Origin of the sequence: Elizabethkingia occulta, from assembly GCF_002023715.1 — a bacterium.
Lineage (GTDB): Bacteria > Bacteroidota > Bacteroidia > Flavobacteriales > Weeksellaceae > Elizabethkingia > Elizabethkingia occulta.
Genome location: NZ_MAHX01000007.1, coordinates 200,036 through 224,059, shown reverse-complemented (window position 1 = coordinate 224,059; position 24,024 = coordinate 200,036). Strand labels below are relative to the sequence as shown.

General features: G+C 36.6%; 25 protein-coding genes, 1 tRNA gene and 1 riboswitch. Of the genes, 10 read left to right on the top strand and 16 right to left on the bottom strand.

Annotated features, from left to right (window positions below; all coding sequences use genetic code 11):
- The first annotated feature begins 8 nt into the window (after positions 1-8).
- The 4 genes from BAZ10_RS05810 to BAZ10_RS05790 all read left to right on the top strand — a co-directional run bounded on the left by BAZ10_RS05810 (position 9) and on the right by BAZ10_RS05790 (position 3,114).
- Positions 9-1,586, top strand: a complete 1,578-nt coding sequence (locus tag BAZ10_RS05810) for a calcineurin-like phosphoesterase C-terminal domain-containing protein (RefSeq protein WP_078771261.1) — start codon at positions 9-11, stop codon at positions 1,584-1,586.
- 121 nt (positions 1,587-1,707) lie between these two features.
- A complete protein-coding gene (locus BAZ10_RS05805) occupies positions 1,708-2,160 on the top strand; it encodes an SRPBCC family protein (protein WP_078771260.1) in 453 nt (150 codons plus the stop codon).
- A gap of 7 nt (positions 2,161-2,167) precedes the next feature.
- A tRNA-Arg gene (locus BAZ10_RS05800) sits at positions 2,168-2,239 on the top strand.
- A gap of 356 nt (positions 2,240-2,595) precedes the next feature.
- Positions 2,596-3,114: a GNAT family N-acetyltransferase gene (locus tag BAZ10_RS05790; protein ID WP_078771258.1), complete on the top strand. Its 519-nt coding sequence runs from the start codon at positions 2,596-2,598 to the stop codon at positions 3,112-3,114.
- A gap of 282 nt (positions 3,115-3,396) precedes the next feature.
- Here BAZ10_RS05790 and BAZ10_RS05785 read toward each other — a convergent pair whose 3' ends face one another.
- A complete protein-coding gene (locus BAZ10_RS05785; RefSeq protein WP_078771257.1) occupies positions 3,397-3,756 on the bottom strand; it encodes a prevent-host-death protein in 360 nt (119 codons plus the stop codon).
- A 631-nt stretch (positions 3,757-4,387) separates the two neighbouring features.
- On the opposite strand from BAZ10_RS05785, the gene BAZ10_RS05780 reads away from it, so the two are divergent.
- The 4 genes from BAZ10_RS05780 (at position 4,388) to BAZ10_RS05765 (ending at position 7,647) form a co-directional block, all read left to right on the top strand.
- On the top strand, positions 4,388-5,278 hold the full coding sequence (locus BAZ10_RS05780; protein ID WP_078771256.1) for a helix-turn-helix domain-containing protein: 891 nt from the start codon (positions 4,388-4,390) through the stop codon (positions 5,276-5,278).
- Between the two features lie 66 nt (positions 5,279-5,344).
- Complete coding sequence (locus BAZ10_RS05775; protein ID WP_078771255.1) at positions 5,345-6,328, top strand: DUF6268 family outer membrane beta-barrel protein; 984 nt, start codon at positions 5,345-5,347, stop codon at positions 6,326-6,328.
- Positions 6,329-6,347: 19 nt separating this feature from the next.
- Complete coding sequence (locus BAZ10_RS05770; RefSeq protein WP_078771254.1) at positions 6,348-6,755, top strand: hypothetical protein; 408 nt, start codon at positions 6,348-6,350, stop codon at positions 6,753-6,755.
- The gene (locus BAZ10_RS05765) at positions 6,742-7,647 is read left to right on the top strand and encodes an NmrA family NAD(P)-binding protein (RefSeq protein ID WP_078771253.1); all 906 of its coding nucleotides are present in this window, start codon (positions 6,742-6,744) and stop codon (positions 7,645-7,647) included. The genes BAZ10_RS05770 and BAZ10_RS05765 overlap by 14 nt, the downstream gene beginning before the upstream one ends.
- Before the next feature lie 100 nt (positions 7,648-7,747).
- On the opposite strand, the gene BAZ10_RS05760 is transcribed toward BAZ10_RS05765, so the two are convergent.
- Positions 7,748-8,170, bottom strand: coding sequence for a GNAT family N-acetyltransferase (locus tag BAZ10_RS05760; protein WP_165689691.1), 423 nt, complete (start codon positions 8,168-8,170; stop codon positions 7,748-7,750).
- A 357-nt stretch (positions 8,171-8,527) separates the two neighbouring features.
- On the opposite strand from BAZ10_RS05760, the gene BAZ10_RS05755 reads away from it, so the two are divergent.
- Complete coding sequence (locus BAZ10_RS05755) at positions 8,528-9,154, top strand: outer membrane beta-barrel protein (RefSeq protein ID WP_245803766.1); 627 nt, start codon at positions 8,528-8,530, stop codon at positions 9,152-9,154.
- Positions 9,155-9,235: 81 nt separating this feature from the next.
- Here the strand turns inward: BAZ10_RS05755 and BAZ10_RS05750 are convergent, their stop codons facing one another.
- The 3 genes from BAZ10_RS05750 to BAZ10_RS05740 all read right to left on the bottom strand — a co-directional run bounded on the left by BAZ10_RS05750 (position 9,236) and on the right by BAZ10_RS05740 (position 10,832).
- Complete coding sequence (locus tag BAZ10_RS05750; protein ID WP_078771251.1) at positions 9,236-9,502, bottom strand: GIY-YIG nuclease family protein; 267 nt, start codon at positions 9,500-9,502, stop codon at positions 9,236-9,238.
- Between the two features lie 109 nt (positions 9,503-9,611).
- A complete protein-coding gene (locus tag BAZ10_RS05745; protein ID WP_078771250.1) occupies positions 9,612-10,088 on the bottom strand; it encodes a ribonuclease domain-containing protein in 477 nt (158 codons plus the stop codon).
- A 69-nt stretch (positions 10,089-10,157) separates the two neighbouring features.
- On the bottom strand, positions 10,158-10,832 hold the full coding sequence (locus BAZ10_RS05740; RefSeq protein WP_078771249.1) for a glycosyltransferase family 32 protein: 675 nt from the start codon (positions 10,830-10,832) through the stop codon (positions 10,158-10,160).
- A 413-nt stretch (positions 10,833-11,245) separates the two neighbouring features.
- On the opposite strand from BAZ10_RS05740, the gene BAZ10_RS05735 reads away from it, so the two are divergent.
- Complete coding sequence (locus tag BAZ10_RS05735) at positions 11,246-11,671, top strand: hypothetical protein (protein ID WP_078771248.1); 426 nt, start codon at positions 11,246-11,248, stop codon at positions 11,669-11,671.
- Between the two features lie 115 nt (positions 11,672-11,786).
- Here the strand turns inward: BAZ10_RS05735 and BAZ10_RS05730 are convergent, their stop codons facing one another.
- The 11 genes from BAZ10_RS05730 to BAZ10_RS05680 all read right to left on the bottom strand — a co-directional run bounded on the left by BAZ10_RS05730 (position 11,787) and on the right by BAZ10_RS05680 (position 23,992).
- Positions 11,787-12,443: an epoxyqueuosine reductase QueH gene (locus BAZ10_RS05730; protein ID WP_078771247.1), complete on the bottom strand. Its 657-nt coding sequence runs from the start codon at positions 12,441-12,443 to the stop codon at positions 11,787-11,789.
- A 17-nt stretch (positions 12,444-12,460) separates the two neighbouring features.
- Positions 12,461-13,243 carry an enoyl-CoA hydratase-related protein gene (locus BAZ10_RS05725; RefSeq protein ID WP_078771246.1) on the bottom strand — a complete coding sequence of 261 codons (783 nt, stop codon included), beginning with the start codon at positions 13,241-13,243 and terminating at the stop codon, positions 12,461-12,463.
- Between the two features lie 5 nt (positions 13,244-13,248).
- Entirely contained in the window at positions 13,249-14,130 is an 882-nt protein-coding gene (gene mmsB, locus BAZ10_RS05720; RefSeq protein WP_078771245.1) for a 3-hydroxyisobutyrate dehydrogenase, read from the bottom strand.
- 9 nt (positions 14,131-14,139) lie between these two features.
- Positions 14,140-15,246 (bottom strand): enoyl-CoA hydratase/isomerase family protein, encoded by a 1,107-nt coding sequence (locus BAZ10_RS05715; RefSeq protein WP_078771244.1) that lies wholly within the window; start codon positions 15,244-15,246, stop codon positions 14,140-14,142.
- A gap of 38 nt (positions 15,247-15,284) precedes the next feature.
- Positions 15,285-16,445, bottom strand: a complete 1,161-nt coding sequence (locus BAZ10_RS05710) for an acyl-CoA dehydrogenase family protein (protein WP_078771243.1) — start codon at positions 16,443-16,445, stop codon at positions 15,285-15,287.
- Between the two features lie 46 nt (positions 16,446-16,491).
- The gene (locus BAZ10_RS05705; protein WP_078771242.1) at positions 16,492-17,988 is read right to left on the bottom strand and encodes a CoA-acylating methylmalonate-semialdehyde dehydrogenase; all 1,497 of its coding nucleotides are present in this window, start codon (positions 17,986-17,988) and stop codon (positions 16,492-16,494) included.
- An 81-nt stretch (positions 17,989-18,069) separates the two neighbouring features.
- Entirely contained in the window at positions 18,070-19,518 is a 1,449-nt protein-coding gene (locus tag BAZ10_RS05700) for a bifunctional 2-methylcitrate dehydratase/aconitate hydratase (protein ID WP_059323793.1), read from the bottom strand.
- Between the two features lie 45 nt (positions 19,519-19,563).
- A complete protein-coding gene (gene prpC, locus BAZ10_RS05695; protein ID WP_078771241.1) occupies positions 19,564-20,715 on the bottom strand; it encodes a bifunctional 2-methylcitrate synthase/citrate synthase in 1,152 nt (383 codons plus the stop codon).
- Complete coding sequence (gene prpB, locus BAZ10_RS05690; RefSeq protein ID WP_078771240.1) at positions 20,705-21,610, bottom strand: methylisocitrate lyase; 906 nt, start codon at positions 21,608-21,610, stop codon at positions 20,705-20,707. Before prpB ends, prpC begins: the two co-directional genes overlap by 11 nt.
- A 320-nt stretch (positions 21,611-21,930) precedes the next feature.
- A riboswitch (cobalamin riboswitch) is annotated at positions 21,931-22,126 on the bottom strand.
- A gap of 352 nt (positions 22,127-22,478) precedes the next feature.
- The gene (locus BAZ10_RS05685) at positions 22,479-22,730 is read right to left on the bottom strand and encodes a hypothetical protein (RefSeq protein ID WP_009089860.1); all 252 of its coding nucleotides are present in this window, start codon (positions 22,728-22,730) and stop codon (positions 22,479-22,481) included.
- Between the two features lie 263 nt (positions 22,731-22,993).
- Positions 22,994-23,992, bottom strand: a complete 999-nt coding sequence (locus BAZ10_RS05680) for a M28 family metallopeptidase (protein ID WP_034846600.1) — start codon at positions 23,990-23,992, stop codon at positions 22,994-22,996.
- Positions 23,993-24,024 lie beyond the last annotated feature (32 nt).

Genomic DNA, 24,024 nt, shown 5'->3' with positions numbered 1-24,024 from the left:
TAAGTAAGATGAAAGTTCAGTTATTATCAGCCGTTTTACTTTGCGGAATATTATCTGCACAAAACATTGCAAAAGGTTATGTATTTGAAGACAAAAATAACAACGGGATAAAAGATACCGGTGAATCCGGAATTCCCAATATTGCTGTATCCAATGGTATTCAGGTTGTACTGACAGACAACAAAGGTGCATATCAGCTGCTTGCAGGTGACGAAAATATATTTTTTGTTATCAAACCATCTGGTTATAGTACACCGTTAAGTGGCAATAATACACCAAAGTTTTATTATCATCACAACCCCAAAGGTGCTCCAGCGCAATTCAAATACAAAGGAATAGGTCCGACAGGAAATCTTCCGGGAGAAATTAATTTCCCGTTGGTAAAATCAGAAGACAAAAAAGATTTCAATATTATCGTATTCGGAGATCCACAACCTTACACCCAAAAGCAGATTGAATATTTCAAAAGAGGGATTGTACAGGAAGTCAAAAACCTGAAAGAGAACTACACTTTTGGAATCAGCCTTGGCGATCTTGTCGGTGATGATCTAAGCCTTCAGCCGTACTATGCTGACGCCGTAAAGGAAATCGGACTTCCATGGTACAACGTAATGGGAAATCACGATATGAACTATGATACTGCAACAGACGAACAATCTGATGTAACATTCAAAAAGAATTTCGGTCCGAACAATTATGCATTCAACTACGGGAATGTTCACTTTATTGTTCTGGATGATATTCTTTATCCTGATCCTCGTGACGGAAAAGGTTATTGGGGCGGACTTCGTCCGGACCAGCTAAGTTTTATAGAAAATGATCTAAAACTGGTCGATAAAAAGAAACTGGTGGTTATTTCTTTTCATATTCCTATGATCTATGATGAGGAAAACTTCCGAAACGCCGACCGTGAAAAACTTTTCAATCTTTTGAAACCTTTTAAAAAATCGTTTTTAATGTCCGCACATACCCATATTCAGCAGCAACTGACTTATGGAAAAGAGCAAGGATGGGATCAGGAACATAAATTATATGAATTCAATGCCGGAACCACTGCTGGTGATTGGTATTCCGGTACGGCAGACGAATTGGGTGTACCTGCATCTACAATGCGGGACGGAACCCCAAGAGGCTATGCGTTTATTCACTTTAACGATACGGATTATAAAATAAAATACAAGGTAGCCGGGAAACCAAATGATTATCAGATTTCCATATTTGCACCGAAGGTTATCCCATATCCAGGGAAAACATCGGCACAGATTGTCGCTAACTTCTTTATGGGAGCTCCTAATGATAAGGTAGAATTCCAAATTGACAATGGCGATTGGAAACCGATGCGCTATCTTAAAGATTACGATCCTAAATATGTGACAGAAGTTCTGAAATGGGATATTAACCCACAGTTACTGGAAGGTAGAAGACCTTCAAATCCGGAATTCTCTACCCATCTATGGAATGCTGAGTTTCCTAAAAAACTGGAAAAAGGTCAGCATAAGATTAACATCCGTGCAACAGATCGTTTCGGGCAATCTTTTCAGGCAACCGAAACCTTCCGTGTAGAGGATGCCAGAATGATTCCTTAATCAATTTTAAACATTTTACTTTTACTTTATTTTAGACAGCACAGGCTTTTAGCCTGTGTTGTTATTTTTATATAGCGATTAGAAATTATGTTTTAAATTTAGACTTACAAAAATAACAACAATGGAAAATAATAACCATTACGCAAAAGCAGAAATGCTGATAAGAAAACCTGTAGCAGATGTTTATGAAGCTTTTATAAACCCTGAAATAACGACTAAGTTCTGGTTTACCAAGAGTTCAGGAAGGCTCGATGAAAACAAAAATATTACATGGACATGGGAAATGTACAATGTTGATGTTGATGTAGAAGTAACTGAGCTTCAGCCTAATCAGAAAATTTCAGTATTATGGGGGAATTATGAAGAAAAAACTCCGGTTGTATGGACTTTCTCTGAACATGAAGGTGACACTTTTGTTTCTGTAATTAACAGCAATTTTACAGGTGATGAAGATACCGTGATCTCCGCTGTCCGTGACTCTACTGAAGGCTTTACTTTAGTACTTGCTGGCCTGAAAGCTCATTTGGAACACGGAATCGAACTAAACCTTGTGAAAGACAGATTTCCGAAATAATTCTTCTGGCCCTGTAGTTCAACGGATAGAATAGAAGTTTCCTAAACTTTAGATAGCAGTTCGATTCTGCTCGGGGCTACAAATATACACTATTGATAGTACAATATTATAGATGCAATAATTTTACTAAAAATTGTATTCGAAAACAAAATAAATATTAACTTTCAGGAATATGTAAATAGTACTATGGATTTATCAACTGCAGAACTAATCTACCTGATAACATTACCTGTATTTTTAATACTAGGGCTGATATTGCTATTATATTCTTGCTGGCTTATTTTACGAGAAAAGGATGATAACAATAAACTTATGCTGTTTACTATCTCAATTCTAATTCCTATTGTCGGTCCGATATTTAGTATTTACATACTTAACAGAAGTCAAGCCATTCAATAAGATTCTAGGCTCAATAAATATAAATTAATAACAGGTATGAATTCAGTGGCGTTTCCGGTTTTGAAAACTGAAAGATTAACTCTTAGGCAATTATCGATTGGTGATGAGCAAGATATTTTTGCTTTGCGTTCTGATCCCAAAATTAACGAGTTCCTTGACCGCGCAATTTGTAAAACAAAAGAAGATGCCATAAATTTCATCAAAAGTGTCAATGGCAACATTGAAAAAGGCAATTCTTTTTATTGGGCAATTACCTTGACTAAAACGAATACACTTATAGGTACCGTAAGCTTATTTGATCTTTCAAGCGAAAATAACAGTTGTGAAATTGGATATGAATTAATGACGACATTCCAGGGACAAGGAATAATGACAGAAGCGATACAAGCAGTAATCGACTATGTATTTCATACATTAAAGCTAAAAAAGATACTTGCTTTTACCCATTATGAAAATCAGAATTCAATCAATCTTCTGCTAAAGTCAAATTTTATACAATCAACAGAGATGTGTACAGAAAATTCTAATTTGATTATTTTCACTTTAACATATTAATATTCAGCATGTAAATTCCTAAGGGTATAAAGTATAAAAACGAAAGTCTTTAAGATCACAAACTGCAACCTTAAAGACTATGAATAATGTACTCCATGAAATATCACAGTCACATTAATATTAATTAAATGTAAAAATTTATCAATAAAGCATTAGAGCATGTTTAAATTTTAATTCAATAATGTTAGACTTCGACAGGCTCAGTCTGACAGCTCTAAAAGAAAGAAGCTTTGGATAAACAATGTCACTCTGAGCCTGTCGAATAGTATTTTAAATAGGCTCTTAGTTGAGATCGTAATTCAAAATAACCAGGCGTAAAATAAAGTGAACATAATCTTCATCAGCCTGCTTCCTGTTAATAAGTTTATTTCTATACTCATATGAACCCAGTGTCTTCACTAATTTTTCATATATAACCAACTCCTCTCCTTTTATCATAATTCGATTATTGCCATTTTTAGTTTTAACAATAACATCATCTAATGTTCTGACTTTAAATAATACATGGTTAAATTTTAAAGCAGAACGCGTTGACCCAATATGTCTTTCAACAATATTAACTTTGAACGAATCAAATACAATATTGTTAAAAACAAGACTAGAACCTGATCCTTGTGTGTTAAGTTCAAGTTTATAATTCATACATTTTATCTTTTATTAATTTATGCAAAAGCGAAAATTACAATACTAACCATTGTTTTAACAATTTGTTTCGAGCAGCAATTTCACCAATCTCACAATAGTACCTCAACTCTATCTTTTGATGCTTTTACATTCAATAAATATATTTCAGGAACAAAGGAATAAAATTACACATAATACTACATTTCTGTAGAATTTTTTCCACTTATTTTCAAATTTAAAAATAGATCGGAGTTTTGTCACAAAAGAAACAGACATTTTTTTCTACACAAAAAGCATATAACATTGTGTGGTATATGCTGTTAACTTTTTGTTATGACAAAAATAAAGAGAATATCCCGAACAGATTTTAGAAAGAGATAGATAGCGGAGATATATGCTTATTTTGTAATTTTAATTTACTTATTCATCATTAATACAGACAACGGAAAAAAGAATAAATAACCTATAAAATTTAAGATAGAATTGCTCACGATGAACTATAAATAATAGCAAGTATTAATTAGGCTATTTCAAACGGTCAGATTTTATCCAAATATTAATTCATCGGAAATGTGTTAGTGGCAACCGAACAAAATTTTTTTATAAAACATGTATAGCATTGTATGATATATGCTGTTAACTTTGTACTATGGCAAAAATCATGAGAATAACTCCGACAGATTTCAGAGGGCAATATATGCCGGAGATATCCTCTGACTTTGCAATTTTAAAAACACCTATTCAGGTACATGATATAGCCAAGACGTCTGGTTTTATCAAAGTACCCACGCCACTACACAGACCCGAATTCAATTTTATAGTTCATATTACCAAAGGAAACGCAAAACAGCAAGTAGACGCTAATCTGATATCAATAAAAGAGAATGAAATCTTATTTGTCAGACAGGGAAACGTAACTTCACTGGTAGAAGTAAGCCCTGATGCCGCCGGACACATGATTTTATTCGAGGATCAGACACTAAATCAACTTCTGTCCAAACAAGAATTGATTAAACTTTTTTCCGCAAATGTGGTTATTCACCTTCCAAAGGAAAGCAGTATCTGGCTGGACTCTTTATTTGAATTGTTAACGATCGAAATTTACCAACCGGATCCAAAGCTTGGCATCTGCTATTCCCTTTTCCAGGCTGGTCTTCAGAAAATATTCACTTCGGCTAAAGAGCTCAATAAAAATATGAACCGAAGCGCTGAGATCACTTTTAATTTTAAGGAGCTGGTTTACAAAAATTATCTGGAGCATAAATCGGTTATTTTTTATGCAGATGCTTTATCTGTTTCCGAAAACTATCTTCACAGATGTACAAAAGAAACTATTGGCGAGGGGCCAAAAGAATGGATTAATAAAGTTAATATACTGCAAAGCCAGTTGCTTTTGCAAGACCTGACAAAGAGTATCTCCGAAGTTGCTTTCGAGCTTAATTATGGGGATCCCAGTTATTTTGGACGTCTTTTTAAAAAGATAACCGGAGTAACACCTTCAGAATACCGGGCAACTTTTATGCAAGATTTGTCCGAGTAAAGCGTGGTTTAGTTTTAAAGCTTCCTTTGTTTTCAGCTCATCTTTGTATCATTAAATACAGAGAAAATGAAAACATTCGTAATTCTAAAAAAAAGAAGTCATAAATCTCCCTTTTATAGCAAACAAAGCCTAACACACAAATGGTCATATTTTTGTTTAGCCATTCTTTTAACTTTTTTCTTTTCAGGCAAAATTAATGCTCAGATTATTCAGGATATCGGTGGGATATCTGTCACAAGCCATAGTAAAGCAACATTTAAAGATTTACCACCAGAAAGTCCGGATCCGGAAAATAAATTTAGACTGAATACCTATGATGCATGGATACCTATACCCCAAATTAAAATAGGAAAGACAAGCATTTTTGGAAATCTGAATTATCGCCTGATGGATTTTAATTATGATAACAATACCATAGATGATCCAAACCGACTTAAAAGAGTTCAGGAAATAAAACCAACCATAATTATCCGACATCCTATTTCAGAAAAATGGTCTATTCTGGCGATAGCTATGCCGGCACTTGCAGGAGAAAAGTCCGTTTCTTTTGATAATTTAGTTCTCGACGGCATTCTTGGTGTATCGAAAAAATTTGGCCCTGAATCAAATTTCGAAATCGGCGTTGGCGTTCATGCACTGCACTCTTTCGGAGAAACTTTAATTACCCCCGGAATATCAATCGACTACAGAAGTACAGATAATAAATGGCTGGCACAATTTTACTGGCCAAGACTAAATGTGCTCTATAATGTAGGTCCGAATACCCAGATAGGTCTGGCTGGTTCAATAGACTGGACAAGGTTTAAACTAAAAAGTTTTCGCGGCTATAATGGCAAAGAAGCCGACTATGCTCAGTTCTCTACCATTCATGGTGGACTACAGCTAAACCAGCGTATTGCAGGCGGAATATGGTTACAGTTACAAGGAGGAGCAGGGCTTTTCAACAGTTATGAGTTATTTGACATAAATCAGAAAACCGTAAACAATTTTTCTGTTTCCAACATGGCTTACGGAAAATTAACACTCTCCTATCGTATTGGCAAGAAATAAATAATCAACGGAAAATCACATGAAAGAGAAAAACAATATTTCCTCAGATTTCAGTATGCAATCTATGATTGCAGCAGCACTACCTTCCTATATATTTCCTGCTCTAATGTCTTTTTTATCAGGTTACTTTCTTCAGAAAACCGAGCTTATGGCAGCAAGCTACTCAACTATAGGTCTGTCTTCATTACTATCGACAATATTAAGTTTTATCATATTATGGCAATTCAGATTGAGAAAAATTTTAGCGCGGAACAAATCGATAAGATCTTTTTTAATCATATTATTAATGATGACTTTGGGGCTCATTCTATCCTTCATCGCTAATCTTCCGTCAGAACGATTCAATATCACTTTTTCAGCTTTTCTGGGCGCAGCAATAATAACAATCCGTCAACAGATAAAAGATTATAAAGATGAAAAAAACTAAGCCCGTCATTGTTGTTTTTGGGTGTACTGGTACCATTGGAAGAGAAATCATGCAGCAACTAAAAAACCGTGACTGTATGGCACGAGGCGTTCTTAGAAGCCCTGAACGTATCTACCCTGTACCCCTCTCATCAAATATCACTTATGTAAGTGCCAGTCTAAATTCTATAAAACAGCTTAAGGAAGTATGCTCCGGAGCAGATGCCTTGTTTCTTCTGACAGCTACATCTCCGGATCAAATTGAATATGAAATTAACATAATCAATGCTGCCAGACAATGTGGTATCAAAAGAATTGTTAAATTATCAGCACCAATAGTTCAGCCATTATCTATTGTAAAAGTCAGCCAATGGCATAACACAATAGATAATTACCTTATACGAAATATCGATGAATTTTGTTGCCTGAGACCTCATTCATTTATGCAAAACTGGGAACGTAATACGTTTACAATTCAACATTTTGGTAAAATTTACGGATCTTTAGATAATGCTAAAAGAAACTATATTGATAGCCGCGATGTGGCAGAGGTAGCCGTAAATTATTTATTAACATCTGAAGAAGTAAAACAAGACTCCGTTATTCTGGCAGGGCCACAAGCTATTACAAATATAGAAATGGCAGAAAAAATTTCCCTTGTAACAGGCCGTAAAATCGAATATATCAATATTACACCGGATGAATTATTCAGTCAATTAACAAAAAAAGCGAAGTTACCGGAATGGCTGGCCTCGCATATCGTGGAGCTTGATGATCTGGCAATTAAAGTTCCGGAACCGGAAAATGACACCATTACAAACTTAATTTCAAGAAAACCGCGAATAATAGATGAATATCTACAGGAGTCCAGGCATCTTTTTAAAAGAAAACCGCTTTGGAAATTGCTGTTTTAACCTTAGTAGCTGTGAAAGAAATATCCTAAAAGGATAAATCGCAATAAGAAATTCACTGTAAATAATTAAGCATTAATCACAGTATCCAAACACCAATATTCTACCCCTTGTATATTCCAGGCCTGTTGATTTCCATAAAGGATTCAGGCTTTACAGGGGGATTAAATCCAAATTGCCTGTACAATTCATGAGCATCTAAAGTTGCCAGTAAGATTCTCCTTAAATTATGAGTCCATTCTAAGTTCATTATATGCTCCATAAGCATTTTAGAAAGTCCTTTACCTCTGTGATTTTCCAGTATATAAACGTCTGCGAGATAAGCGAATGTCGTATAATCTGTAATAAGCCTTCCAAAACCAACCTGAACATCACCATAAAAAACACCTGAACAATAAGAATATTTTAAGGATTTCTTCACTGCCTCTAAAGAAATACCACTTGCCCAGTAGCTCTTATTACTCAAAAAATCATGAACAGCATTAATATCCATATTTTCATATCCTGATTTTATTTGATACTCCATAACCGTATGCATATTATTTGTTATATGTATTGTGATATACAAAATAAAATATAATTTCCCTGAAATTAAGGTCACACTTTTTATATTTTACAGAGATACAGATATATTATAAAATATAAAATTCATATGGCCGAAATTTATAATTATTTAAAAGTTCGGAAACAAACAGCCTACCACAGGACATTTAGGAACAATATTTGCATGCTTACGCTCTGGTTTTCAATTTAGAATTACCTGTAAATTTTACTAAAAAATTTATGTCTTAAAAAATAGATTTAATTCTTAGGAATGATCTCAAAAGATTCCCTCTGATTGAAAATAAAATTTCATATTAAAAATAATAAATCAGTTATAATTATGAGAAAAATATTTATCCCATTGATGATCTGTTTCGCAGTGGCAGCCCAGGCTCAGGTTAGTATAGGAGTAAGGGTCAATGCATTATTCAACACCTCATCCTCCAATTGGAATACCCTCGGTAATACGGCAAAAAATGCTTTTACCAATCCAAAAGATGTAGCCGGTTTTAATATTGGACTTTCTACAAAATTTAAGCTACCAGCTACTCCAATATTTTTAATGCCCGAGATCTACTATACAAACTTTAAAAGTAAAGTCACCTATGTAGATTATGATAACAGAGATATTTTTGAAATTTCAGCAAAGAGCCAGAGAATAGATATTCCAATATTGGCAGGTATTGATGTTATTGGACCTGTAAGTGTTTTTGCCGGACCTGTATTATCCACTAACCTATCCAACAATAAAGATTCCGGAAATTTTGAAGTTGACGGATCCGGAAAATTATCTGTAGGATACCAATTCGGAGCAAATGTAAAAATTTCCAAAATCATTGTAAATGCCAGATATGAAGGTTCTTTTTCCAGGGACGAACGTAAATTTATCAATAAAACAAGTGGCAAAGCTATAAACTACGACAACAGACCTAGCATGCTTCTTCTTGGTTTAGGCTATCAGTTTTAAGCCAATATATAGTAGGTTTATAAATAAAAATATCTTTATTCTGAATCCAGAATAAAGATATTTTTTGTATCCGGTATAGGATCAGAGCTTTTTTGCTTTTAACTCTTCCTGAATTTCTTTTAGCTTTTCAGCGTGAAATTTTTCCTCACTGCGGTCAACAATTTCAAAATGTATAGTATCTCCACCATAGGTATTATACAAATCCTGAAGTTCCTTATTAGAATGTACTCCTGCTTTTAGCATACGGATATGGTGCTTTATTTTCTGTCGTACAATAATTGACGCATCTATAAATACATCTTCGGTTACTGAGCAGTAAAAAATATAGATTCCCGAGACTAGCTTCATACTGCAAGCTAACGATAATTTACATTATATTTTATATAACAGGATTAAAAGAATAAAAAAGCCTTTACCATTTATTTGGTAAAGGCTTTTACTTTATTAATGTTACTGTCTACTTCTGTGTAAAAGTCTGATAATGATCTTTTGTTACATATATAAGTCCATCATTACTCATAATCAAACGATCTGCATTTCTGTTTCCGCAGTTATAATTAAGATCTGCTTCGTAATAGGTTCTACCCGTCTTTTTTGGTAAAAGCCCTTCTCTGTTCCCAAAGACATCACCACCGATAGCTTTCCCTGGCAATACAGTACACAGATTTCCTTTTGAAGCTACCCAGCCAGCCTTTTGAGCAACACTCTTGGTTACATAGTAGTTAGGTAATTTTTTGTTGTTTTTTACATAATCTACAACAACATCTTCATTCGTAAGCTGGTAAATATCAGAAGCCGCTACAATCTGAGCCTTAGCTTCTGCGCTTAATGCTACAGCCGATCCTTTTAAATCTGCTCTGCTGTCATCGTTACTACATCCCGTAAAAATTGTGAAAATTGCTAAAATAGCAATGAATAAAAACTTTGCTTTCATAAAATTGTTTTGATGATTTACGCAAAGCTAATCTTATTCTACGGTTTATAAGTTAATTGAATATTATATTTAAATATTAACCATTCGCGGATTTATAATATCCATTGTAAGCTGCTTTTGTTTCCAATGTTCGGCCCTGCTCGAGTACAGAAAAAACTTTCCTAGTTTGTATTTAAATTTTAAATATCTCCGAAATTCTATTCCGTCAAAAACTCTGTACGGAGTCTCAGGATTTTCTTTTAAACTCGCTTCAATTCCTTTTGTATAAGCAGTAGGTCCCGTTGTTTTATGAATATCATTTGGATACCTATGATTTTCAATATTATCAACAATATGCTCTAAAACTTTTGCCAGGAAAGGATGCCCTTTTTCATAAATTAACGCCCATTGTACAAAAAACTGAGGATGACGTTCTCTGCTTAATACAGCGGCATCATCAGGTCTTATAAGTGCTTTCAGAGGTTTCGATATCCCACTGTCTACATCAAGATATACACCTCCTTTCTTATAGAGAATAGCATAACGAAAAAAATCTGCTTTCGCAGCCCCGATTGTCAAACGTTTATAAGCTTCGAAATACCGTGGTGGAAATTCTTCCTGCAGAAATTTGTCGATATCATCATCATCGTACAAATGGTAAGAGTAATCAGGATTCAGCCTTTTAATTTTCCAAATATGAAATCTCGTGAGCAGAGGAAGCTTCTTAGTTTTAAATGTCTGAAAGATGTTTTTTTGTATAGACATACTAATTAAGGTTTATTAATTTACTATTAGTTTTCTTTAAGTTTTCTTTAAGCTTAGATAAACTTTTATAAAAGGGGTTAAAAGAAAAAAATAAGTTTAACATCTATTAACAAACAACTAAACAGATATAATTAACGAAAAACAGCCAAAATATATAAAATTAATCTATTGAATATTTAAATCAATATGAAATTACTTTTATATTCAAATTAATAATAAATCAATATATTAAAGAATAAATAGTTTTATTACAAATAGTTATAAATTATTTTCAATAAAAAAAGCAGTAAAAAATAAAGAAACATTCCTGCATATTTTTTTTTCTTTCATGTAAACTTTTACCAGAATTTGATAAAATATACTGAAGCATTAAACTTAATTTTGGAGATAATTCTTATTAAATTAGATTAGCAATGAAAGCAATGCTCAGAAATACATCTCTTATTATTTTCAGTTCTGTTATACTATATGCATGCAACACTGATAAACCTAAGAATAATACTCAGGCGATGGCAGAACAGATGACGGCAACTCCGTCCGACGGTAGATATGCCAAAGGGGACAAAGTACCAAATGAAACAGTGTGCATGGTGAATGATGCTTATATGGGAAAGAAGCAAATAGAAGTTCCCCATGATGGCAAAACTTATTATGGCTGTTGCGAAATGTGTGTAGAACGTATTCCGAAAGACAAAAGTGTAAGAGAAGCTACAGATCCATTTAGTGGAGAAAAAATAGACAAGGCAAATGCATATATTGTAATGGTAGGCGACAATGGTGAAGTTGCCTATTTCAAGAATGAAGAGAACTATAAAAAATTCGTAGCCAAAAATTCTTAAAAGAAGATTTTATACACTAAAAAATACAAAAGGCAGTATCAGAAATTGTGATACTGCCTTTTTTTCATTTTTCTTGTTTTCATTATTATTTTGGAGTGATAACTTTCTATTTTTGTTATATCTCTTCATGGGCTCCATAATATTTTTCACCTAATTTTATTTTCTCCCGTCCATTTTCCATTCTCCATTTGTTGGTATCTCGTAAAGAATAGGCACAGCCACAATATTCCTGCATATAAAATCGCTCTTGCTTACTAATTTCAAGCATTCTTGCAGAACCACCTTTCTTCCTCCAATTATATGTCCAGTAGGAGATGCCATCATAATGCCCGGCAGCCCGTATACCACAATCATTAATTTGTTCCATATTCTTCCATCTGGAAATTCCTAAAGAACTGGATATTATATCAAATCCATTTTCATAAGCATATAAAGCGGTACGCTCAAAACGCATATCAAAACACATCGTACAACGCACTCCTTTTTCGGGTTCCCATTCCATTCCTTTTGCCCGGGAAAACCAATTATCTACATCATAATCTGCATCAACAAAAGGGATATTATATTTTTCTGCAAAGCGTATATTTTCTTCTTTCCGCAAATCATATTCCTTTTTAGGATGAATATTTGGATTGTAAAAGAATATTGTAAACTCTGTACCCGAAGCAATAATTGCTTCCATCACCTCTCCTGAGCATGGTGCACAACAAGAATGTAATAATAGTTTTTTACCTTCTTCCGGCAATACCAGCTTCTCTCTTATCAAACTCATGTAATATTATGCAATCTTTATTTCCCCTTAAAATCAGGAGTACGTTTTTCAACAAAGGCTCCAATGCCTTCATTGTGATCTTCTGTATCGAAGAGCTCTCCAAACAGGTAAGCTTCCTGTTTCAAGCCTTCGGTAATATGTATTTCAACCCCTGTATTTAGTGACTGCTTAGCCTTCGCTACCGCAACAGGGCCTCTGGAAGCAATGGTTGCAGCTAGTTTACAGGCTTCATCCAATAGTTTCTCCGGAGCAATTACACGATTGACAAAACCAAATTCTTTACAGCTTTCAGCTGTATAAAACTCGCCAGAGAAGATCATTTCTTTTGCTTTGTACAATCCTATTGCTCTGGGCAAACGCTGCGTTCCACCAAAGCAGGGTAAAAGTCCCAGTGTAACTTCCGGCAGACCAAATCTGGATTTTTCACTTGCCAGAATAATATCGCAGGCCAATGCAAGTTCACAGCCCCCGCCCAATGCAAATCCATTTACTGCAGCTATAACAGCGAAAGGTAATGCTTCGATAGCATTAAATACTGTCTGGGCAGTAACCGAAAATTCTTCTGCCTCTTTGGGAGTCATTTTCTGCATTGCTTTTATATCGGCTCCGGCTACAAAAGCTTTATCACCAGCTCCGGTAATAATAAGAACCCTTATATCCGTATTTGTTTTAATATAATCTGTAAATATCTTTAGCTCTTTTAATACATCTGCATTTAGAGCATTCAAAGCCTGTGGGCGGTTAATCGTTAATATTCCGGTATATCCGTCCTGTGTATAGATTAATGTTTCGAAATCCATAGTTGTTATTGTTTGTTTAGAAACTGAATAATACTGGAGAAATCTATTTTCCCGTTACCTGCATCGCTCCACATTCGGTACAAGTTTAATGCTGTACTTCCCAGCGGAGTAGCTGTTTTTGTTTCCAGCCCCGCTGCCGCTGCCAGGCCAAGATCTTTTGTCATAAGATCTACAGCAAAACCACCTGCATAATCTTTTGATGCAGGCGCATTTTCCATCACTCCCGGATAAGGATTGTAGACTTCCAGAGACCAGTTTCCACCTGAGCTCTTCTTCATAATCTCACTCAGCACTTTAGCATCCAGTCCTTGTCTTACCCCTAAGTTGATAGCCTCCGAAGTTCCAATCATATGAACTGCCAAAAGCATATTATTACACATTTTAGCAACTTGTCCTGCTCCGGATTCACCGGCATGGAAAATATTCTTTCCCATAGATTCCAGTACAGGCTTTGCTTTTTCAAAGTTTTCCTGTGTTCCACCAACAATAAAAGTTAATGTTCCGGCTTGTGCACCACCCGTTCCTCCTGAAACAGGAGCATCTATCATGCTACAGCCTTTTAACCGTACTTTATCTGCAACAGCTCTGGCAGTAACAGCATCAATTGTACTGCTATCTATCAAAAGTGCATCAGATTTCAGATTATTTATAAACTCATCGGAATACAGATCGGAAACATGTTTACCCGAAGGCAACATTGTAATAACGATATCTGCATCTTTAACGGCTTCTATCGAAGAATCAGCAATATGACCTCCGGCTTCTTTTAAATGATTCAAGGCTTCTGCTGAAAGATCAAAACCTTTAACCTCATAGCCTTTTCTTACCAGATTTGCAGCCATAGGCCCACCCATATTTCCTAATCCTATAAATGTGATTTTTTTCATGATCATTAATTAATTTATACTTAAATTCTTTAAAGGGTGCTCTTCCGCATTCCAGATAGGAGAAAAATAACCATCTACCCATTCTTCGGTAATCTCATTTTGTGTTGCCGGAATCCATTTCGGAGACTGATCCTTATCCACCAACAGAGCACGTACACCTTCTGCAAAATCCGGATGTATACAACATTGACATGATAAGTTGAGCTCTGAACGAAATACATCTTCCAGACTCAGCTTAACTCCTGACTTCAGCTGTCTAAAAATGACAGCAGCCGAACTTGGAGACCCTGATTCAAAGGTTTTGATTCCTGTATTTACCCATTCATCTTCTCCCTGATGTGCTGTTAAAATATCAGCAAATTCTTTTAATGTGTTTACCCCTTCAAACTTACGGATGAACAGCTCACGGGCAGCAGCTTTAGATTCAGGCATTTTAGTACGGGCTGAAAATTTTTCGAGCACCTCAGAAACTGTTTTATAAAGTCCACCGCTCCAGTCTGCCAGTTCCAAAGCTCTTACAAGATCTTGTTTTGAAGCAGATTCTACATAATAATCCGCCAGTCCCAGAAACCTGCAGTCTGCACCATCCAGTCTGGCTCCCGTTAAACCGGAATACAAACCATAAGCAGAAGGCATTCTGTTTAAAAACCAGGTTCCGCCTACATCCGGATACAAACCTATTGTAATTTCCGGCATGGCCAGTTTGCTCTTTTCTGTAACAATACGATGGGAAGCTCCTACCATCAGACCTATTCCGCCACCCATTACAATACCGCTACCCCATACAATTACAGGCTTGGGATACGTATGAATAGCATAATCTACTTTGTATTCTTTAGAGAAAAAATCAAGGCATTCCTGCGGAACTTTCTTTGGATCAATAGCCCTTTGTTCCACAATTGCATCATGAAGTTTTCTCACATCGCCTCCGGCACAAAAGGCCTTTTCGCCTGCTCCCTGCAAAAAGATGCAGGCAACCTCATCAGACAGTTCCCACCTTTTCAGGACGGCACCCAATTGTTCTATCATCGGAAGTGAAAGAGAATTAAGGGTCTTTTCTGAATTAAGTGTAATAAACCCGACTTTATTTTTTATTTCTGTAAGTATTAAATCCATATTTTTAAGTGAAAATGAAGTGAATATAAAGTTAAGCTTTATCTGATCTGGAGCGTAGCTCCTTCCTCCAGTATTTTTCTGGAGATTACCAGTTTCATAATTTCATTTGTTCCCTCTACAACCTGATGTATTCTTGCATCGCGCATTAACCTTTCCACAGGAAAATCCTGCGTACAGCCATATCCGCCCAGAATCTGTAAAGCTTCATTACAGATATTAAAACACATATCGGTAGCCAATCTTTTGGCCATTGCACAGTATGTCGTGGCATTTGGATCATTGGAATCCAGCTTAAATGCCGCCAGATGAATCATCTGCCGGGCTGCAACCAACTCTGTTACCATATCAGCAATCTTAAATTGTAATGACTGAAACTGCGCTAAAGTTTTCCCGAACTGTTGTCTCTCGTGCATATAACGTTGTGCCTGGTTAATAGCTCCCTGAGCAGCTCCTACAGAACACGTTCCAATATTGATACGCCCTCCGTCTAATCCTTTCAAGGCAATTTTAAAGCCTTCGCCTAATGTTCCCAAAAGATGACTTTCATCCACCTCTACCTGATCCAAAAATATAAATCGTGTTGGCTGTGTATTCCAACCCAGCTTTTTTTCATTTTCGCCAAAGCTTATTCCCGGACTTTTCGCAGAAACAACAAAAGCACTAATTCCTTTTGAAGAAGAATCTCCTGTGCGTGCCATTACAATAAGCACATCACTTTCTCCGGCACCGGAAATAAATGCTTTTGTACCAGTTATCAGATATTTATCACCTTTCTTTACAGCTGTTGTTTTCAGGCTTGCTGCATCCGATCCGGCTCCGGGTTCGGTAAGACAATATGATCCCAGAAGATCTCCTGTTGATAATTTTGGACACAATTCTTTCCGGATTTCATCTTTTCCGTATTTATCAATCATCCACGAAACCATATTATGAATGGTAATATAGGCTGTAGTAGACGGGCATGCTGCTGCCAGTTCTTCAAATATAATAGCAGCATCCAGTCTCGAAAGACCTAAACCACCACTTTCCTCACTTGTATAAATGCTACAAAATCCCAGCTCTCCGGCTTTTAAAATAGCTTCTCTGGGAAATATTTTTTTAGCATCCCATTCCGAAGCATACGGTGCCAGCTCTTTTTGGGCAAAACTCCTTGCCGCCTCCTGAAAGGCATACTGGTTTTCGTTTAAGTTAAACTGCATATTTTATTCGGTTAAAAATTGAATACTGAATGTTATGTTCAGTTCATTATTTTAAAGCTATAGTCATGTTTACATTACCTCCCGGTACATCCTCCTCGAACCAGCGTGCAGTAATTGTCTTGGTTTCTGTATAAAACCGTACTCCCTGCTTTCCATAAGAATGCAGATCTCCAAAAAACGATTTGCGCCAGCCTGTAAAAGAGAAGAATGGTAAAGGAACTGGTATTGGTAGATTAATCCCGATCTGTCCAACTTCTATTTCATGCTGAAACTTCCGGACTGCTGCTCCCGAATTAGTGAAAATAGATGTTCCATTACCATAAGGATTGGTATTAATAATCTTTATAGCCTCATCCAATGTATCAGCCTTTAGCAGCAACAATGCAGGTCCAAAAATTTCTTCTTTGTAAATATCCATATCTACCGATACATTACTAAACAAAGTCGGTCCTACAAAATATCCGTTTTCATAACCTTCTACAGTACAGACACTGCCATCCAGCAATACTTCTGCTCCCTGATTGTATGCACTCTGGATAAGCCTAAGAACCTTTTCTTTGGATTGTTTATTAATCAGTGGACCATAAGCTGCAGATTCATCGGACCACACACCAGGTTTAATACTGCTTAGCGCTTTTTTGATATCATCAGTCCAATTCTGCGCCTCTCCCACCAAAACAGCTACACTAATTGCCATACAGCGTTGTCCGGCGGCTCCACAGGAAGCCCCCACCAGATTATTAATGACCTGCTCTTTGTTGGCATCAGGCATTACAACCATATGGTTTTTAGCCCCGCCAAAAGCCTGTACCCGCTTCAGGTTATGTGTTCCCGTTCTGTAAACATGCTCTGCAACAGGAACTGATCCCACGAAAGAAATAGCCCTTATATCAGGATGGTTCAGAAGATGATTCACCTGGTCTTTAGCACCATGAACAATATTCAGTACACCTTTCGGGAAGCCGGCTTCATAGAATAGCTCTGCCATTCTCACAGAAGTCATCGGTGTCTGTTCCGACGGCTTCAATATAAAAGTATTTCCACAGGCAATAGCCATAGGAAACATCCATAACGGAATCATTGCCGGAAAGTTGAATGGTGTAATACCTGCACATACGCCTAATGGCTGTACATAACTATAAGTATCAACTGCTCTGGCTACATTTTCTACTGTCTCCCCCATCATCAGTGTAGGAATATTGCAAGCATGCTCTACTACTTCTATACCGCGCCATACATCTCCCATAGCATCGGCAAAGGTTTTACCGTTTTCTTTGGAAAGTATTTCTGCAAGTTCTTTCTGATGTTCTTTCAGGAGTTGCTGATATTTAAGAAAAAGCCTCGCCCGCTCAGGAGTAGCAACCTCTTTCCATATTTTAAAGGCTGCAGATGCTGTTTCAATAGCTTCATCTATCTCAGACAACAAGGTTAGCGGAACCTCAGCAATAGTTTCTTGTGTTGCCGGATTTTCCACAGGTAAGTATTCGGTAGTTTTACTTTCTGTAAAAGCACCGTTTATTAATATTTTGATTTTTTCTGACATTATAAATAGGATTGGTGTAAATGGTATAAAACGGAAAGCTAAGGTTACCAGAACAGTCCTTAACTTTCCGTTCAGTATAGTTTAAATCACTAGTAAATCGACAAATTCGTTTACGTCAAGATTCACCAGTGTATTGTAATCCAGTGAGTTTTCCAGTAAAATTCGCTGTTGTTTTTCAGGGAAAATACGAGCCAGATTAACTTTATATTTCTTAATCAGCTCCGGAATACCTTCTTCTCTTCTGCGCTTGTGCCCGATAGGATATTCAACAACTATTTCGTCCAGTATCGTTCCGTCATTTAGTTCAACAGTAAGTGCATTGGCTATGGAACGTTTTTCAGGATCATGATAATCTTTAGTAAACTGTACATCTTCTACACATTCCATTTTGTCGCGTAGCACATCTATTCTTTCGTCAGATGCTATGTTGTCTTCATAATCTGCTGCTGTAAGCCTTCCGAAGATAAGAGGTACAGCAATCATGTACTGAAGACAATGATCGCGGTCTGCCGGATTATTCAGAGGTCCCTTTTTATCAATAATACGAATAGCAGCTTCATGTGTACGTATTGTAATCTTGCGGATATCTGCAGTTGTCTTTCCTAATTCGTTCAGCTTTTCATGCAGTGTCATAGCCACTTCTACAGCCGTCTGAGAATGGAATTCTGCAGGGAAAGAAATTTTGAATAATACATTTTCCATAACATAAGAACCATATTCTCTCTGGAACTTAAATTCATTTCCTTTGAAGGAGACATCATAAAAACCCCATGTTTTTGCGGTCAGAACAGAAGGATAGCCCATTTCTCCTGTTTTGGCAATTAGCGCCAGGCGAACTGCTCTGGAAGTAGCATCACCTGCTGCCCAGGATTTACGACTCCCTGTATTAGGAGCATGTCGGTATGTTCGTAGAGACTGCCCATCCACAAATGCAAGCGAAACAGCATTAATCAGCTCGTCTCTGGTAAGGCCAATCAGTTTTCCAACAACAGCTGTGGAAGCTAATTTCACTAACAATACATGATCCAGACCAACTTTATTAAATGAATTCTCCAAAGCAATTACCCCTTGGATCTCATGTGCCATAATCATGGCTTCCAATACCTGTTTTACTTTCAGAGGCTTTTTCCCTTCTGCTATATTGGTTCTGGACAGCCAGTCTGCCGTTGCCAGAATTCCACCCAGGTTATCAGAAGGATGTCCCCATTCAGCGGCCAGCCAAGTATCATTAAAATCCAGCCATCGAATAATAGCGCCTATATTAAAAGCAGCCTGAACCGGATCCAGCTGAAACTGTGTTCCCGGTACTTTAGCACCATTGGGTACAATGGTTCCTTTTACAATTGGTCCCAGCAATTTGGTACATGCCGGATATGTTAATGCCTCCAGACCACACCCTATCGTATCCAATAGACAATAGTGTGCAGTTTTCCAGGCTAAATCATTCTTTATTTCGTAGTTCAGTACATAATCCGCAATAGCTGTTAAAACATGATCAGGTTGCGGTCTTTCATTTGATATATGACTCATTGTAGTTTAAAATTGAATGTTATTTATTACTTAAGGATGTTGGGTTTATTTTCTGTCTGTAATCGAGACAAATTCTTTGTTCTCTGGCCCAATGTAATTAGCACTTGGCCTGATTATTTTTCCATCTTGTCTTTGCTCGATGATATGGGCACTCCATCCTGTGACTCTGGAAATAACAAATAATGGTGTAAACATTAGTGTTGGTACTCCCATCTGATGGTATGACACTGCCGAGAACCAATCCAGGTTGGGGAACATTTTCTTTTCTTCCCACATTACTGCTTCAAGTCTTTCGGCAATATTAAATAGCAGCATATCGCCTGACTCTTCGGAAAGCTCTCTTGCAACTTCCTTAATAACTACATTTCTTGGATCTGATATTGTATAAACAGGATGGCCAAAACCTATAATCACTTCCTTACTAGCAATCCGTTGGCGGATATCTGCTTCGGCTTCATCCGGAGAGTTATATCTGCTTTGTATTTCAAAAGCAACCTCATTGGCACCACCATGTTTCGGACCTCTTAGTGCTCCAATTGCTCCTGTAATTGCAGAATAAAAATCTGAACCTGTTCCGGCAATAACCCTGCTTGTAAAAGTAGACGCATTAAATTCGTGTTCAGCATACAGGTTAAGTGAAATCTGCATGGCTTTCACCCAGGATTCAGAAGGTACTTTACCATGTAACAAATGCAGAAAGTGACCACCAATTGTATCATCATCAGTATTTACCTCTATTTCTTTCCCGTTATGGCTGTAATGGTACCAGTATAATAAGCCTGAACTGAAGGAAGCTAATAATTTGTCAGCAATATCTCTTGCTCCTGCCACATTATGATCGTCTTTCTCCGGTTGTATACTTCCAATAGCCGAAACCATGGAACGCATTACATCCATCGGATGTGCAGCTGCAGGAATGCTTTTCAGAATATTTCTAACAGAGTTAGGCAGTCCCCGCAGTGATTTTAGTTTAGATTTATAATTTTTCAATTGTGCTTCTGTAGGCAGCTGGCCATATATAAGCAAGTAGGCAACTTCTTCAAACTGGGCTTTCACAGCCAGATCAAGAATATTATAGCCTCTGTAATGTAAATCGTTTCCGCTTTTCCCAACACTGCAAAGCGCTGTATTTCCTGCGACTACTCCCGAAAGAGCTACGCTTTTTTTAGGTTTGAAAGTTCCTTCGTTACTTGACATCTTGGTTTGTTTTAAACAGTTTATCTAATTTTTGCTCATAATCGTAGTAGCCAATACTGGCATACAGCTCTTCTCTGGTCTGCATTGTATCCAGTACATTGGCCTGCGTACCATCTTTTCGGATATGTTCATATACATTGAGGGCTGCTTTGTTTGCAGCGCGGAAGGCAGACAGCGGATACAATACCAGTCCTACCCCTGCAGCTTTCAGCTCGTCCACAGTGTACATTTTAATCATCCCGAATTCGGTAATATTTGCCAATACAGGAATACCTGTAGCATCTACGAATTTTTGATAAACACCAAGATCAGGAACAGCTTCTGCAAAAATAAAGTCGGCTCCCGCCTCTTTATAAGCTACAGCGCGTTCCAATGTTTTTTCCAGTCCTTCATTAGCGAAAGCATCTGTGCGGGCACCGATCACAAAATTATCGTCTGTGCGGGCATCTGCTGCTGCTTTCAGCCTGTCCGACATTTCCTCTTTACTTACCAGTTCTTTACCCGGACGGTGGCCACAACGTTTTGCACCAATCTGGTCTTCAATGTGTAAAGCTGCTGCTCCGGCTTTGATCAGTGAACTCACTGTACGGGCAATATTAAAGGCAGATGGACCGAAACCGGTATCAACATCTACTAATAAAGGCAGATTGCATACGTTTGTAATACGCTGAATGTCTGTAAGTACATCATCCAATGTCGTAATACCCAGATCCGGAACTCCTAATGAACCTGCTGCAACTCCACCTCCTGAAAGGTATATTGCATTAAAACCTGCCTGCCTGGCTAGTAATGCATGGTTAGCATTAACAGCACCTACAATTTGAAGAGGATTTTCTTTTTGCATTGCCTCCCGGAATCGTAAACCGGGAGATCCTAAACTCGCATTTTTACTCATTTCAATACTATTGTTAATTTCATGTTTTTCTATCTGTAAAGCCTGTTGCTTTCTATCCTTTAGGACATCAGAATTTCAAAGTCAGTTAGTCCGGTTACAAACCAGAATTACATTCTTTGTAAGCTTTCTAAAACTTTTACGGGGGAATACTAAGAGGATCAGAATACGGAATATACTACAGAAGATAAGATGACTCTGTGTATATCATTCCTGTGAAATGATAATAATGTTGGGTAATACCAGAATATGCTTCTTTTTTACTATTATCAAAAAACAAAATACGTATCATACCTGACTATAAGCTTCAGACCGCGAAAGCATCGTCAATTCGAAAAAAGGCAGGTCTCCTGACTTGTAACAGTTATCATCGTTCTTCCCATTCTGTTATATGAACAGTGAACTAATTGTTGATAATAACCTTATATGTTGTTACTTACAGTTGCGCGACAGTTCGTGATTTTCACACGATTCCCTTTTAATACACGTCTAAGTGTAACCAATTTCGGTTGATATTAGGAACAAAAGAATTTGTTCCTGTTCTAAATATAGAAAATTTTGCCTATCATTTGTAAATATTTCAGTCCGGAGCCGGAAATTATTTATATTTTAAAGTGAGTAAAAAGCTGAATCACCTTCTGTAAGGGCATTATAGATATTTTATATCTATGCGGTAAATAATTTATTTTCCCTCGATACAGTAGTATTTTCCGCCTGATTTTCAGTCAGTATATTCACCTAAAGTTGGCGCGGAAATCCAATATTTTAATTTTCAGACAAGAATATTATTAAATATTCCTAACAGGTTCACTAGGATATAAACTAAAAAAAGCCTCCTTACGGAAGCTTTAATTGTCATTCAATTCTATTTTTATTTTTTAAAAATCCATTCCTGAAGATTCTTCGGCATATCGTGAATAATCTTCTTTACCTCTTCAATATTGTCGCATTTCTCGATATTGATACTAAACTTGAAGTTAGGCATCAAACATAGACTCACTTTTCCATAGTAATCGGATAGTTTCTGATAAAGTTCCTTTCGGATATTTTCGAAATAAAACTTTGCATCACTGAAGTTATCTCCGATACCGGAAACGTTATTATTTACTAACACTATTTCCATAAGACTATATTTTATAATTGCTTAAAAATAAGAATTTTACATAAAACAAAAGGCATTATTTACTAACATTTCCACAATAACGTTCTTAAATTATTGATAATATTTCATTATAATAATAACGCAATATAATAGCAAAAAAGCACTATCAGGGTGTTCCATAACTTTTTTATTCGTATAATTTTTTCCGCATTTACCTGAAATAAAAAAACCGGAGAAATAAATCCTCCGGCCACTTCATAAAAACAGATGTTTTTATATTAACATTATTTTTTATCTACAACAATTCTGTCTGGTCTGTTTGCCAGATCCCATGCTATAGCGAATACTAACTGAGTTCTCTTCATCAACAACGGATAATCTATTTTATCCGGTGTATCTGTAGGCTTATGATAATCTTCGTGGATACCATCGAAGAAGAAAGCAATCGGAATATTGTGCTTTGCAAAATTATAGTGGTCTGAACGGTAATAGATTCTGTCCGGATCTTTTGGATCATCGTATTTATAATCCAGATACAGATTGTGTGTTGCTTTGTTAGCTTTCTCTACAGCTTCCTTCAACTGAGAACTTAGCATTTCTGAACCTACTACATATACGAAGTTCGGGTTATCTTTATGCAATGGATCTACTCTTCCTATCATGTCGATATTTAAATCCGCCACAGTATTAGCCAACGGGAAAATTGGATTATCGGAATAATAGCTTGATCCGAAAAGACCTTTCTCTTCTCCGGTTACATGAAGAAATAAAATAGAACGCTTTGGCCCATGTCCTGCTTTTTTAGCTTTGTGAAAAGCTTCAGCAATTGCCATAACACCAACGGTTCCGGATCCGTCATCATCAGCACCGTTATAAATCTGGCCATTGTTCATTCCTACATGGTCATAGTGTGCAGAAACTACAATAATTTCGTTTGGTTTTTCTGATCCTTCGATGTAAGCAAGAATATTTTCAGAATCATTGATCTTTTTTCTTTTGCTCATGTATTCTGAAGGAACTTTCTGATAATAAGAACTCATGCTAGGCGGATGTCCTATACCGTTCTTCTTGTATTGGTTTATCATGTATTCGCCAGCTTTCTTCTGTCCCGGAGAGCCAGTGTCTCTTCCCTGCATTTCATCACTTGCAATAATATACAAGTCTCGTTTCAGGTTCTCAGCCGAAATACTTTTCAGGGAACTTTCATATACTTTCTGAGGGTTTTGAACAGCACATGAAAAAAGAACAAGTGCTGACCCTACAGCCAATACAATTTTCTTCATAAACAATAATTTTTCCCGAAGATAAATAATTA

Bases quoted from the DNA above. Each gene is read 5' to 3' on its own strand.
- BAZ10_RS05810 (WP_078771261.1), top strand. From the start codon at position 9: ATGAAAGTTCAGTTATTATCAGCCGTTTTACTTTGCGGAATATTATCT.
- BAZ10_RS05735 (WP_078771248.1), top strand. From the start codon at position 11,246: ATGAAAGCAATGCTCAGAAATACATCTCTTATTATTTTCAGTTCTGTT.
- BAZ10_RS05770 (WP_078771254.1), top strand. From the start codon at position 6,348: ATGAAAGAGAAAAACAATATTTCCTCAGATTTCAGTATGCAATCTATG.
- BAZ10_RS05740 (WP_078771249.1), bottom strand. From the start codon at position 10,832: ATGTCTATACAAAAAAACATCTTTCAGACATTTAAAACTAAGAAGCTT.
- BAZ10_RS05790 (WP_078771258.1), top strand. From the start codon at position 2,596: ATGAATTCAGTGGCGTTTCCGGTTTTGAAAACTGAAAGATTAACTCTT.
- BAZ10_RS05730 (WP_078771247.1), bottom strand. From the start codon at position 12,443: ATGAGTTTGATAAGAGAGAAGCTGGTATTGCCGGAAGAAGGTAAAAAA.
- BAZ10_RS05685 (WP_009089860.1), bottom strand. From the start codon at position 22,730: ATGGAAATAGTGTTAGTAAATAATAACGTTTCCGGTATCGGAGATAAC.
- BAZ10_RS05780 (WP_078771256.1), top strand. From the start codon at position 4,388: ATGGCAAAAATCATGAGAATAACTCCGACAGATTTCAGAGGGCAATAT.
- BAZ10_RS05710 (WP_078771243.1), bottom strand. From the start codon at position 16,445: ATGCAGTTTAACTTAAACGAAAACCAGTATGCCTTTCAGGAGGCGGCA.
- BAZ10_RS05785 (WP_078771257.1), bottom strand. From the start codon at position 3,756: ATGAATTATAAACTTGAACTTAACACACAAGGATCAGGTTCTAGTCTT.
- mmsB (WP_078771245.1), bottom strand. From the start codon at position 14,130: ATGAAAAAAATCACATTTATAGGATTAGGAAATATGGGTGGGCCTATG.
- BAZ10_RS05745 (WP_078771250.1), bottom strand. From the start codon at position 10,088: ATGAAAGCAAAGTTTTTATTCATTGCTATTTTAGCAATTTTCACAATT.
- BAZ10_RS05680 (WP_034846600.1), bottom strand. From the start codon at position 23,992: ATGAAGAAAATTGTATTGGCTGTAGGGTCAGCACTTGTTCTTTTTTCA.
- BAZ10_RS05755 (WP_245803766.1), top strand. From the start codon at position 8,528: ATGAGAAAAATATTTATCCCATTGATGATCTGTTTCGCAGTGGCAGCC.
- BAZ10_RS05715 (WP_078771244.1), bottom strand. From the start codon at position 15,246: ATGGATTTAATACTTACAGAAATAAAAAATAAAGTCGGGTTTATTACA.
- BAZ10_RS05750 (WP_078771251.1), bottom strand. From the start codon at position 9,502: ATGAAGCTAGTCTCGGGAATCTATATTTTTTACTGCTCAGTAACCGAA.
- BAZ10_RS05760 (WP_165689691.1), bottom strand. From the start codon at position 8,170: ATGGAGTATCAAATAAAATCAGGATATGAAAATATGGATATTAATGCT.
- BAZ10_RS05700 (WP_059323793.1), bottom strand. From the start codon at position 19,518: ATGAGTCATATATCAAATGAAAGACCGCAACCTGATCATGTTTTAACA.
- prpC (WP_078771241.1), bottom strand. From the start codon at position 20,715: ATGTCAAGTAACGAAGGAACTTTCAAACCTAAAAAAAGCGTAGCTCTT.
- BAZ10_RS05805 (WP_078771260.1), top strand. From the start codon at position 1,708: ATGGAAAATAATAACCATTACGCAAAAGCAGAAATGCTGATAAGAAAA.
- prpB (WP_078771240.1), bottom strand. From the start codon at position 21,610: ATGAGTAAAAATGCGAGTTTAGGATCTCCCGGTTTACGATTCCGGGAG.
- BAZ10_RS05725 (WP_078771246.1), bottom strand. From the start codon at position 13,243: ATGGATTTCGAAACATTAATCTATACACAGGACGGATATACCGGAATA.
- BAZ10_RS05765 (WP_078771253.1), top strand. From the start codon at position 6,742: ATGAAAAAAACTAAGCCCGTCATTGTTGTTTTTGGGTGTACTGGTACC.
- BAZ10_RS05705 (WP_078771242.1), bottom strand. From the start codon at position 17,988: ATGTCAGAAAAAATCAAAATATTAATAAACGGTGCTTTTACAGAAAGT.
- BAZ10_RS05775 (WP_078771255.1), top strand. From the start codon at position 5,345: ATGAAAACATTCGTAATTCTAAAAAAAAGAAGTCATAAATCTCCCTTT.